This window comes from Luteimonas sp. TWI382 (genome assembly GCF_039674545.1).
Classification (GTDB): Bacteria; Pseudomonadota; Gammaproteobacteria; order Xanthomonadales; family Xanthomonadaceae; genus Luteimonas.
Genome location: NZ_JBDJNS010000028.1, coordinates 1 through 12,221 on the forward strand (window position 1 = coordinate 1; position 12,221 = coordinate 12,221).

At 67.4% G+C, this 12,221-nt stretch carries 7 protein-coding genes and 1 riboswitch; of the genes, 3 read left to right on the plus strand and 4 right to left on the minus strand.

What is annotated here, in order from left to right; genetic code table 11:
- The 4 genes from ABE505_RS14600 to ABE505_RS14615 all read right to left on the minus strand — a co-directional run.
- Window positions 1-4,029 (minus strand): MBG domain-containing protein (locus ABE505_RS14600; protein ID WP_346458288.1); only part of this gene is annotated, 4,029 nt, incomplete at its 3' end.
- A gap of 10 nt (window positions 4,030-4,039) precedes the next feature.
- Window positions 4,040-5,728 carry a ShlB/FhaC/HecB family hemolysin secretion/activation protein gene (locus ABE505_RS14605; protein ID WP_346445252.1) on the minus strand — a complete coding sequence of 563 codons (1,689 nt, stop codon included), beginning with the start codon at window positions 5,726-5,728 and terminating at the stop codon, window positions 4,040-4,042.
- A gap of 286 nt (window positions 5,729-6,014) precedes the next feature.
- Window positions 6,015-7,913: an ATP-binding protein gene (locus ABE505_RS14610; RefSeq protein WP_346445251.1), complete on the minus strand. Its 1,899-nt coding sequence runs from the start codon at window positions 7,911-7,913 to the stop codon at window positions 6,015-6,017.
- Window positions 7,914-7,918: 5 nt separating this feature from the next.
- Entirely contained in the window at window positions 7,919-8,548 is a 630-nt protein-coding gene (locus ABE505_RS14615; RefSeq protein WP_346445250.1) for a response regulator transcription factor, read from the minus strand.
- Window positions 8,549-8,761: 213 nt separating this feature from the next.
- On the opposite strand from ABE505_RS14615, the gene glyA reads away from it, so the two are divergent.
- The 3 genes from glyA to ribD all read left to right on the plus strand — a co-directional run bounded on the left by glyA (window position 8,762) and on the right by ribD (window position 11,876).
- Entirely contained in the window at window positions 8,762-10,030 is a 1,269-nt protein-coding gene (gene glyA / locus ABE505_RS14620) for a serine hydroxymethyltransferase (RefSeq protein ID WP_346445249.1), read from the plus strand.
- Window positions 10,031-10,135: 105 nt separating this feature from the next.
- A complete protein-coding gene (gene nrdR / locus ABE505_RS14625) occupies window positions 10,136-10,660 on the plus strand; it encodes a transcriptional regulator NrdR (RefSeq protein WP_346445248.1) in 525 nt (174 codons plus the stop codon).
- Between the two features lie 118 nt (window positions 10,661-10,778).
- Window positions 10,779-11,876, plus strand: coding sequence for a bifunctional diaminohydroxyphosphoribosylaminopyrimidine deaminase/5-amino-6-(5-phosphoribosylamino)uracil reductase RibD (gene ribD / locus ABE505_RS14630; protein WP_346445247.1), 1,098 nt, complete (start codon window positions 10,779-10,781; stop codon window positions 11,874-11,876).
- Between the two features lie 177 nt (window positions 11,877-12,053).
- Window positions 12,054-12,221: riboswitch (FMN riboswitch) on the plus strand.

A 12,221-nucleotide genomic window follows, 5' to 3' on the forward strand; every position in this document is an offset into this window, starting at 1 on the left:
CGGGTCGATGGTCAGCACGCCGTCAATGGCAGTGATGACATAGTTGCCGTTGGCCAACGCCGAGGCATCGATGGTGTAGCGGCCCACGTTCTCGCCGGCTTCGCGGGTGAGCGCACCGGCCAGGGTGTCGGCGCCGACGAGATGGCCTTCGGTCACCGACCAGGTGAGGGTGGGATCGGCATTGCCATAGACCTTGGCCAGGCTGTCGGCGGTGACGGTGATCGCTCGCGGGTCGATGGTGAGCACGCCGTCGATGGCAGTAACGACGTAGTTGCCGTTGGCCAGCGCGGAGGCATCGATGGTGTAGCGGCCCACGTTCTCGCCGGCTTCGCGGCTGAGTGCACCCTTGAGAGTGTCGGCACCAACGAGGCTGCCTTCGGTCACCGACCAGGTGAGGGTGGGATCGGCATTGCCGTAGACCTTGGCCAGGCTGTCGGCGGTGATGGTGATTGCCCGGGGGTCGATGGTCAGCACGCCATCGATGGCAGTGATGACGTAGTTGCCGTTGGCCAGCGCGGAGGCATCGATGGTGTAGCGGCCCACGTTCTCGCCGGCTTCGCGGGTGAGTGCGCCCGTGAGGGTGTCGGCACCGACGAGGCTGCCTTCGGTCACCGACCAGGTGAGGGTGGGATCGGCATTGCCGTAGACCTTGGCCAGGCTGTCGGCGGTGACGGTGATCGCCCGCGGGTCGATGGTGAGCACGCCATCGATGGCGGTGACGACATAGTTGTCATTGATCTGCACCGATGTGCCGATGGTGTAAGTGCCTGCGTTCTCGCCGCTCGAACGGACGAGGGTCACGGTCATCGTATCGCTTGCGGCCAGGCTGCCCTCCTTGAACGACCAGGACAGCATTGGGTCCGTATCCCCGTAGACCTTGCGGGCGTCGTGTGCGGCGATGGTGATCGCCCGCGGGTCGATGGTCAGTACGCCGTCGATGGCAGTGACGACGTAGTTGCCGTTGGCCAGCGCCGAGGCATCGATGGTATAGCGGCCCACGTTCTCACCGGCCTCGCGGGTGAGCGCACCCGCCAGCGTGTCGGCACCGACGAGATTGCCTTCGGTGACCGACCAGGTGAGCGTGGGGTCGGCATTGCCGTAGACCTTTGCAAAGCTGTCGGCGGTGACGGTGATCGCCCGCGGGTCGATGGTCAGTACGCCGTCGATGGCAGTGACGACGTAGTTGCCGTTGGCCAGCGCGGAGGCATCGATGGTGTAGCGGCCCACGTTCTCGCCGGCTTCGCGGGTGAGTGCACCCGTGAGAGTGTCGGCACCAACGAGGCTGCCTTCGGTCACCGACCAGGTGAGCGAGGGATCGGCATTGCCGTAGACCTTGGCGAGACTGTCGGCGGTGACGGTGATCGCCCGCGGGTCGATGGTCATGCTCGCATCGCCGTAGCTGATGTCATAGCCCTGCTGGCCCGAGTACAGGCCTGACAAAACAAGTGAACCATCCGTCGTGCGGTAGACGCCCACATTCCCGGACCGGGTCATGTAGGCGAGGCTGCCATCCAGCAGGGCGCCGCTGATGCTGGTGTCATAGGCGGCGATGCCCGTGGCAACGGTGCCGTCGTAAACCGTCCTCGGGAAGGTCGACGCCGTCACATCGATCGGAGTGAGAAAGCTGCGCAGCAGTGGCGTGCCGTGACCCTCGTAGAGGCGCCAGATGCTGCCGGTACCGCCACGCGTATCGAGATCGCTGCCCCAACTGGCAAACGTGCTGCGCTGGCCCAACTGCGCCAGCGTTCTGCCCGTGCCGACGCTGTTGCCTTCCCAGCCAGGTCCGCCCGCACCGCGATTGTTGATGGTGCCCGAGGCATCCGTGGTGGCGTAGAAGCTGCGGACGACACTGCTGGACGCCGTGCTCTGCCCCACCAGTCCACCCTTTTGCTGGCCGGACACGACCTGGCCCAGGGCATAGCTGTTGGCGACGTGGCCGTCGTTGTGATTGAAGCCAACCAGACCGCCTGCTGCGCCGACGACCGAATTGGGAACTTCGCTGGAGACCGAAGCCGCTGCGTAGCTGGCGTCGACGCGGCTGCTGCTGCGACCGACGAGCCCCCCGGCGTACGACGTGTGATCGCTGGAAGCATGCACCGTGCCGGTGGCATAGCTGTTGGCGATGACGCTGCCGGTGGCGAATCCTACCAATGCGCCTGCGGTGACGTAACTGCCGCTGTGTCCTCTGACATTGGCATCCGCCAGACCGATGTTGGCGATCCTCGCACCTGAACCTGTGCGACCGAACAGGCCTGCATAGGTGAACGTGTTGCCGTCGTCGGTGGTGTAGGTGGGGCCGGCTGAAATGGTCAGACCTGACACCACGTGGCTGCGGCCGTCCAGGCTGCCGGTGAATCGGCTCGGATTGCTGTCGGTACGATTGTCACCAATCGGCAAGAAACCGCTGCAGGTGCCGGCACTGCAGTTCCAGCCCCGCGTCCCACTTGCGTCGATGTCGTTCGCCAGCGCGAAGTGTCCGGTCAGGAACCCGACCATTCCCTGCAAGCCGTAGATGTCGGTCAGCTGGTACGGCGTGTCGGCTTGGGCGCCATCGCCCCCCAGCACACGCAGAAAACTACCGCCGCCGAGGCGGAAGTCGCGGGCGCTGAAGTCGGGCAGGTTGGGGCCGCGTTGCGACCAGTTTCCGCGATCAAGGGCAAACGTACCCAGGTCGAGGGTCGCATGTGCGGAGATGCCTGCACCCGCGTCGAGTTGCAGTCCGCCGGCGGGCGCCACGATCGCGGCGTCAAGGAGGATGTTCTGGTGGGCGCTGAGCGACAGCGTGGTATCGGCGCTCCAGGCCAGTGCGCCCAGGACCTGAACGTCGCCCGGATCGCTGGCCGAGGGCGTTGAAATCAGCGCGACGTTGGTGTTTTCCAGGTTGGCCTGGAGTGTCTGGGCAAGAAGCTTGCTTCCAGGTTGACCGACATCGCCCGGCCTCACCGCGAGATGCGTCGTTTCCATCGTCCACGCACCGGTCCGGCCTGCGTCCGCACGGGTCGAGATCCGGGCATCGTCGTGGATGCGCACATGTGTGCCGCTGGTGCGGACGGTGCCGCCATTGCCGGAGTCGGGCGCGCTGGCGTCCAGCGATCCGGCCACTTCGACCGCGCCACCTCTGGAGTGGCCAGCGAGGTGGATTGTGCCTGCGAGCTCGCCGACAGTGCGGGCGCGGACGGTGCCGGTGTTGTTGATGAGCGTCTGCAGCGTGGCGTCGACTGCGCGTCCGGTCAGCAGCACCTGGCCGCCATCGGCATGGATCTGGCCGTGATTCTCGACCAGCGCACCGACGGCGCCGGCCTGGAGGCTGGCACCGCCGTCGCCTGGATCCAGGGTGATGGTCCGGCCAGAGGCGAGGGTGATACGACCGCGCGGGGCTTCGATCTGTCCGTGGTTGGCAACCTTCCCGCCCAGGAGCGTGATGCTGCCACCAGGTTGGGCCGTCAACTCGCCATGATTGGCGATCGAAGCGGAAGGGGCGTTGCTCGCAGTGTTGAAGTGCAGGGTGCCGGTCAGGAAGTCGTCATTGCTGATGTCGAGCGTGGAGGCGACCAGTGCGCCCACATCGACTCGCGCGCCCTGGCCGAACACCACGCCTGCGCTGTTGACCAGGAACACGTGCCCGGGTGCTTCAATGCGGCCGTTGATGTAGCTGATGTCGCCGCCAGTCACGCGATTGAGCAGGACATCGCCGCTGGCCTGGTCGATACGCAGCAGCTTGTCTGCGCCCACGTTGAAGCTGTGCCAGTCGATCGCGGCGCGATGTGCAAACTGCTCAATGCGCATGCCGTCTTTATTCTGGGTAATACTCGAGATTCCTCGATAGCTTTGGATGCCGGTGGGGAGCGCGTCCGACGCGACCTGTGCCCAGGCGCTGCCACCGGCCAACGCGATCGCGACCGCAAGCGTCGAGGGCAGGCGCAAGCGCCGTGGACTGGCGCCGCGGCCGCACGAGTGGCAGGCCAGCTCGGAGGCGACCTGGATGCGGCCGAGGATACGGTTGAAGACAAGGCTGTAGATTCGATTCATGGTGGAGTCCTCAGAACGTCATGCCGAGACGGGCCCAGATCTGGGTGCCGTCGTCATCAAAGGCGCGGTGGCGGGCAGTCGGCCGCGCCGCGGTCAGATCCAGGCGCATGTCTGGCTGCCACGGCAGGCGCAGGCCGATGCCAACGCCAGCGCCTTCCAGGGCGATGGGCAGTGCGCCCCGGCGGCGGTTGTCGTCGGCCGGTGATACCCGGCCCCAGTCGTAGAACAGCGAGAACGTCAGCAGGTCGCGCCAGGTGCCGCCTTCGAGGGGGGATGCGCGATCGGCGAAGCCGGGGGCATCGACCTGGTACTCGAATGACGCCAGGACGCCGCGGTCGCCCAGTGCGCTCGACAACGGGAAGGCACGCACGCTGTCTGGCCCGCCGAGGCTGAACTGCTCGAGAGGTACCAGCGCATCCTCGGTGAACTGCGCACTGCCGCGCAGCAGCACGCGCTGGTTGCCCGGCAGGGCCTGCAGGCGGGCGAGCGACAGCTTGCTGACGAGGAAGTGCGATGCATGTGCCGGGTAGAGCCAGTTGAAGCCGGGCGATTCGTCGTTGATCGATTTGCGTACCGTGGCTTCGGCGACGTTGATGCCGCGCAAGCGCCGATCGGTATGGCGCAGGCGCACCCCGGTTTCCAGAACGTCGAACTTGTGGCGCGACAGCTCCATGCCCAGGCCGTCCAGGCGCGACTGTTCGTGGATCCAGCGTGCCGAGGCGCTGGCGGTGAGGCCAGCCGACTGCGCGAAGGTCCAGTCGAGGCCTGCGTAGCCGATGGTGGTCGGGCCGTGGATCTCCAGCGCCGCCATCGGGCCGGTATTGAGTTCCAGCTCGCTGCGGCTCAGGCCGAACACACCGCTCAAACCGGGCGTGTGGGCGAACGGCAGGTTGAGCGCGACGGCGGCCTGCCAGCTGTCGGCCGGGTCGACGCCATAGGCCAGGTTTGCCGACAGCGTGTCGCTCGCGCCCAGTACGTTGTACGCGGCGATGCCGGCTTCCACGCGGTATCGGCCCGTGGCATCGGTGCCGTGGTTGTTCACGCCCACGCGCACGCCATAGGGGCGGGCGTTGTCCTCGGCCTGCAGCAGCACGTCGGTTTCGCCCGGATTGAGGCCGGGGCGCAGAACAGGCGAAAGCGTGACGCCGGGCAGGTCGCGGGCATAGAGCAGGGCGCGCTCGAGTTCCCGCAGGTGGAGTGGCTTGCCGATCAGCGACAGGCTGCTGGCGGCGATCTGATCTTCGCGGTAGCGCTGGCTGCCATGCGTCAGGATCCGTCCGATGCTGCCTTCCAGCACTTCGATGCGCGCGATGCCGGTCTGGCTGATGTCCTGCGGCGGCAGATAGGCGTAGGCCACGACGAAGCCCGCCTGGCGATACAACCCCGTGATCTCTTCGGCGATCGCTTCGAGCTGCGCCAGGCTGGCCTGCGCCGGCAGCGGGCCGATGATCCGCGCCGCAGCGTCATTGGCGGCATCCTTCACGTGCTGTGCGGTGATGCCCTTGTCGGCGTGCTCGCCCGCACCCCTGACCGTGACGCCGCGCAGCAGCAGGGTTTCGCCAGCTGTCGGGCCGGATTCGACGGCAGGTGGCGCAGGGTCGTCGCCTGTCCGCGCCAGAGCAGGCTGAAGAACGGCGGCCAGGGCGAGGGCGAGGGCGCCGATGCCGGAATGACGTGTGGGGCGATGAATCGGTCGCATGCTTGGGAACTCCAGGTGGATACGGGTGCACTCGGGCGCACACGCGTCCTTGGCAAACGGACGGTGGGCGGAGCGCACAGGTGTGCGCCCAACGCGGATGCGATGCCGGGATTCCGGGAGCGGAGAGTGCGTGGCGACCGGATCCCCCGAGCGGTCAGCAGTGGTCTGTGGCAGTGCGGGTGGCACCGGGCAGAGGCGGCAGAGAAGTATGTAGACCGTTCCTGCGCGCAGGAATCACTGCAATTGGGTAATCGATCGAAAAATGCAGGTCAGTTGCGAGCCTGCGTCAGCAAGCCTGCGGCTCTGTTTTCAGGGCGTGCTGCACATCGCGTAGGTGCAGGCTGATCCGGGTGTGGCCCGCCCGCGACTGGATCTGGAGTTCCCCACCCAAGGCGCCTGCACGCGCCTGCATCGAGTGCATGCCAAGGCCTGCACCATGCTGGCGGACGTGGGGCGCGTCGAAGCCGACGCCATCGTCCTCGATCCGCAGTTCGAGCGCGCCCGGCATCGGGATGTGCAGGGTGACGTCGACGTTGCATGCATCCGCGTGCTTGATGACGTTGGTCAACGCCTCTTCCAGCAGCCGCTTCATTTCCAGGCACTGGCGTACATCGGGCGGAACGCCCCAATGCGCGGGCACCTGCCAGCGGCTGTGGATGTCGAGCTCATCGAACAGGGTCGAGAATCGGTGGCGGACGGGCGCGAGCCAGGCGGTGGGCGTTTGCGGGGGGACGGGGTCGGTGGCCGCGCCGCTGTCGATGATCTGGCGCAGGTCGTCTCGCAACGAACGCAGTGTCGACAGGTGACGGGCGTCATCAGACCTGCCGGTGGCGTGCCCAGGCTGCTCGGCCAGCGCAATGGCGCGGCCGAGCGCGGCGCCCAGGCTGTCGTGCAGGTCGTAACTCATCTGCAGGCGCTCTTTGAGGCGCGAGTTCGCGATTGCCAGTTCCCGCTCCTGCCGCAACGAGATTTCGAGGTCGGTGCATGCCGTCTCGACCGCGGCATTGAGACGTTGGCTGAAGCGCTCGACACGACGCATGTTGCGGGCCACACGTGCGGCGAGCACGATCGAAATGACGAGCGAGAGGGCAATCCCGGCAATGGGCGCATAGGCACCGCGCGTGTAGAGCAGTCCGTTGACTGCCAGCAGGTCGTGCGCGGCTGCGAACAGAAAGACAAGTGCCACGATGGCGAAGGGCCGGTTGCGTGCGTTCGCCCTGTGTGCGCTGCGTACGATAAGCTCGAGGCACGTCATGATGAACGCGCCCACCGCAACGAGTGCATTGATGGAAATGATCGAGGCGAGGAGCGCTTGAGGGGACAGCAGGATCGACGCGGCGCCCATGCCACCGAGCGCGGCCATGGCACGGGTCTGCCGGGTGGACGGCGCCTTCACCAGGAGCCGCAGCACAAACATCCGGAAACAGTAAGCGTATGCCAGCAGTGCGAGCGTGTTGGCTCGCATCAGTGTCTGGGTGTCGGGGAACGGCCAGGTGTCGGTGGCCAGGACGTTCCAGATGAAGCCGGCCCAGGCGAAGCTGGTCAGCGCGAACCAGCCGTGCTCGGCGCGGCGGCGATAGAAGAGCCACATCCCCGCAAACATGCCCCCCATGGCGAGCGAGAGGGTGAGGCTGACGGTGAACATGGTGCGCCGATGCAACTGCAGGGAGTCCATGAGTGCATGGGCCTGGGGCGCGTCGAGGAGATGCACCAGCCCGAGTCCTTGCGAGGGCTGTCCGTGGCCTTGCACCTTGAACCACAGGGTGTTGCGTCCCGGGCGCAGCCCCGATCCGGGCAGAATCCAGTGGCGCGGCATGTTCCAGCTGCGGGACATTGGCTCGTCGAGTTGCAGGTCAGCCCACAACAGGTCGTCGTTGGAGTAGACCGCCCCGGCCATCACGATGGACTCGATCACCAGCGACGGAGGCCCGGCTCTCTGCGTGCAGTCCGAGTGCCAGTCGATCCTGTACCAGACCGTGCCGTCGTGGCCGGGCCATCGCTGCGACCACCGGTCCGGCAGGGTGACCGGCACCCAGCCGGTGGCGGGGCGAGCGGCTGCGGCCTGCTGGGAACCCTCAACACCGCGCGCGGCGGAGATCGATTCGATGACCGGTGTGCAGCACCAGCCTGTGGTGGGCAGCAGCAGTAGCCACGTCAGCAGGCAGAGGGCGCGCTGGCGCAGCACGTGCGTCAGTACACCAGGCCTATTGAGCGGGCTTCGTTCACCGCGCGCGTGCGTGATGAGACTTCGAGCTTCCGGTACACGTTTTTGATGTGGCACTCGACCGTGTAGCGTGACAGGTACAAGGACTCGGCGATCTCGCGATTGCTCAGTCCCTTGGCGACGAGGGTCAAGATCTGTTGTTCCCGGGGACTGAGGCCTGCGCTGTCGGCGGCCGGCTCGCTTGGGGTGGCACTGAAGGGCAGTTCGGCGATGATGTGATGGGCGATGAATGGATCGATCGGAGCGCCACCGCGCAGAATGCTGCGGATCGACAGACTCACCTCCAGGTCATCGCGCTCCTTGAGCACGTATCCCGTTGCACCGGCGCGCAGCGCGGCATACAGCGTCCGCCGCGCGCTCCAGGCGGAGATCACCAGGATGCGCAGCGCCGGATCGGCGGCGCGGAGTTCCTTGATCAGGTCCAGGCCGTCCCCGTCAGGCAGCCGCAGGTCCACCAGCGCGATCGCGAACGGCCCGCTCCGGCTCAATGCGCGTGCCTGCGCAAGTGTGTCAGCACAGGTGATGGTACCAGCGCTATAGCCCAGATCCACCAGCAAACGTATCAGGCGTGCCTGGACGAGTGGTTCGTCTTCCACCAGGAGCAGCGGTGACGGGAGCGCGAGCGTTTGAGCGGGTATCATTCTCTGGAGCTTAACAAACCTGAACCAGTAATCAATAGGCCTCCTGCCATCCGAGCGCGTGTGGGTCCAGCGCACCGTGCGGAAACGGGCCGTGCAGATCGGAGCGCGCGGCGCCGAGGAGATACAATCGTTCGTTGATCTGCCTTCCCTATTCCTTACGGAGTCGTCATGTTTCTCCGCGCTGATCGTCTTGCCCAATTCGACCCCGAACTCGCCCAGGCCATCGCGCAGGAGGTCCGCCGGCAGGAGGATCACGTCGAGCTGATCGCGTCGGAGAACTACTGCAGCGCGCTGGTCATGGCCGCGCAGGGCAGCCAGTTGACCAACAAGTACGCCGAGGGCTACCCGGGTAAGCGCTACTACGGTGGTTGCGAGCACGTCGACGTCGCCGAGCAACTGGCGATCGACCGGCTCAAGCAACTGTTCGATGCCGACTATGCCAACGTGCAGCCGCACTCGGGCTCGCAGGCCAACCAGGCGGTCTACTTCGCGCTGCTGCAGCCTGGCGACAAGATCCTGGGCATGAGCCTGGCACACGGCGGCCATCTGACCCACGGCGCCAAGGTTAACGCCTCGGGCAAGCTGTTCGACGCGGTGCAGTACGGCGTGGACGATGCCGGGCTGATCGACTACGACGAGGTCGAGCGGCTCGCGCTCGAGCACAAGCCGAAGATGGTCGTCGCCGGGTTCTCGGCGTACTCGCAGAAGATCGACTGGGCGCGCTTCCGCGCGATCGCCGACAAGGTCGGTGCACTGCTCTTCGTCGACATGGCCCATGTCGCGGGTCTGGTCGCGGCCGGGGTCTATCCCAGCCCGCTGCCCCATGCGCACGTCGTGACCTCGACCACGCACAAGACGCTGCGCGGCCCGCGCGGTGGCATCATCGTCGCCAGTCGCGAAGGCGCGGGCGACGCGTTCGACGACATGAGCAAGAAGCTGCAGTCGATCGTGTTCCCCGGCATCCAGGGCGGCCCGCTGATGCACGTGATCGCTGCCAAGGCGGTCGCGTTCAAGGAGGCACTCGACCCGGCGTTCAAGACCTACCAGCAGCAGGTGGTGAAGAACGCGCAGGCCATGGCGAAGGTGATCATCGAGCGCGGCTACAAGATCGTTTCCGGCAGCACCGAAAATCACTTGATGCTGGTCGACATGATCGGCAAGGACGTCAGCGGCAAGGAGGCCGAAGAAGCCCTGGGCCGCGCTCACATCACGGTCAACAAGAACGCCGTGCCCAACGACCCGCGCAAGCCGTTCGTGACCTCGGGCCTGCGCCTGGGGACGCCGGCGGTGACCACGCGCGGCTACACCGAGGCCGACTGCGCCGACCTGGCCCATTGGATCTGCGACGTGCTCGACGCACCGGCCGACGACAGCGTCATCGCCGCCGTGCGCGAGAAGGTCGCCGCGCAGTGCGCCAAGTATCCGGTGTATGGCTGACGCGCCTGGATTGGGAATGCAGGCGTCGGGGTCCGGATTACGTCCGTTTCCCGGCGCGGTTGCTTCTCCCGATCTTCGGGCCTCGATCGCGAATTCCTACGCCTGATGCACTGCCCCTTCTGCCAGCACATCGATACCCGGGTGATCGATTCGCGCGCGTCCGAGGACGGCGCGACGATCCGCCGGCGTCGCGAGTGCGAGGCCTGCGGGGAGCGGTTCAGCACGCTGGAGACGATCGAGCTCAAGCTGCCTGCGATCATCAAGGGCGATGGTCGCCGGGAGCCGTTCGACGCGCGCAAGCTGCGCTTGAGCATGGACCGCGCGCTGCACAAGCGGCCGGTGTCGGAGGAGCAGATCGAGGCGACGGTGCGGGCGGTGGTGCACCAGTTGCGCATGACCGCCGAGCGCGAGGTCTCGTCGCGGCGAGTCGGCGAGTTCGTTATCGCCGAGCTGCGCAAGCTCGACCACGTCGGTTTCGTGCGGTTCGCCTCGGTGTACCGGGCATTCGAGGACGTGGCCGATTTCCGTGAGGAACTCGACCGGCTCGAGCGCGACCTGCCGGCCGATGCGCAACTGCCGCTACTCGGCGGCGAGGCGCTGCCGCCCGGCCGGGGCGCGCGCAAGCGCTGACTGGCCGCGCCAACTGTGCGGTTGGCGAGATCGGAGCACCGTGACCGCCGATGACGCGCCGAGCGCAGGCGCGCGCGCTGTGGCGAGGCCCGCCCCCTGATCGCCTGGAGACCCCCGCATGACCGACTTCGATACCGACGATCACCGCCATATGACGCATGCGCTGGCGCTGGCCGAACGCGGCGCCTGGACGACGCGGCCCAACCCGATGGTCGGCTGCGTGCTGGTGCAGGGCGGCGCGGTTGTCGGCGAGGGCTGGCACCAGCGCAAGGGCGGGCCGCACGCGGAAGTGTTCGCGCTGCAGGCGGCCGGCGCGCGGGCGCAGGGCGCCACCGCCTACGTGACCCTCGAGCCGTGCGCGCATGTCGGCAGCACCGGGCCGTGCGCCGATGCGTTGATCGCGGCCGGGGTGACACGCGTGGTCGCGGCGATGCGTGATCCGTTCCCGCAGGTCGACGGCGCCGGCTTCGCCCGGTTGCGCGCGGCCGGGATCGCAGTCCAGGCCGGCTTGCTGGAAGCGCAGGCGCGCGCGCTCAATGCAGGCTTCCTGTCGCGGGTCGAGCGCGGCCGGCCGTGGGTGCGGGTCAAGCTTGCCTGCAGTCTCGATGGCCGCACGGCGATGGCCGATGGCGACTCGAAATGGATCAGCGGGCCGCTGTCGCGGGCCGATGTCATGCGCTGGCGCGCACGCAGCGGCGCGATCCTGACCGGCAGCGGGACCGTGCTGGCCGACGATCCAGCGCTGACCGTGCGGCTCGAGGACGCGGCGTCGTTCGTGCCGCCGCTGCGTGTCGTGCTCGATGCCGGGCTCGCCTCGCTGTCGCGCCGACAGGTCCGCGATGCGGCCGCGCCCACGCTCTACCTGCACGCCGCGGATGTCGCGGTGGCGGCGGACCTTGGCTGCGAACACGCCGCGTTGCCGCGGCGCGACGGCCGGCTGGACCTGGCGGCGGCGCTGGAGTTGCTGGCCGCGCGCGGGATCAACGAGGTCCAGGTCGAGGCCGGGGCCGTGCTGTCGGGCGCGCTACTGCGCGCCGGCCTGGTTGACGAGTTGCTGCTCTACGTCGCCCCGGTGCTGCTCGGCGAGCGCGCCCGGCCGCTGTTCGATGGCCTGGGCATCGACGCGATGGCGCACCGGCTGCGGCTGGAAACGGTCGATGTTGCGCGTTTTGGCGACGACATCCGGCTGCAGCTGCGTCCGGTCGCAGCCGGCTGAGCCAGCCGCCCCCCGCCAAGGCACCGGATCGCGGCGCTTTCCTGCGCCCAGGGGCGGGCGGCGCGCCAGACAGGCGCATGAGGCCCGGCCCGATGCAATGAAGCGTCCCGCCGCGCGGGGCAGGCGAGGGCCGCGGCGCTGCTAGAATGCCCGCGCCGGCCTGTCCGGCAACCAATCGAATGTCTTCAGGGCGGGGTGGAAGTCCCCACCGGCGGTAGGCGCGGCGACGCGCGAGCCCGCGAGCGCTGCCGGCGACGTGCGAGATCCTCGCATCGGCCCGACAGGTCAGCAGACCCGGTCGAAGTCCGGGGCCGACGGTCAGAGTCCGGATGCAAGAAGACGACG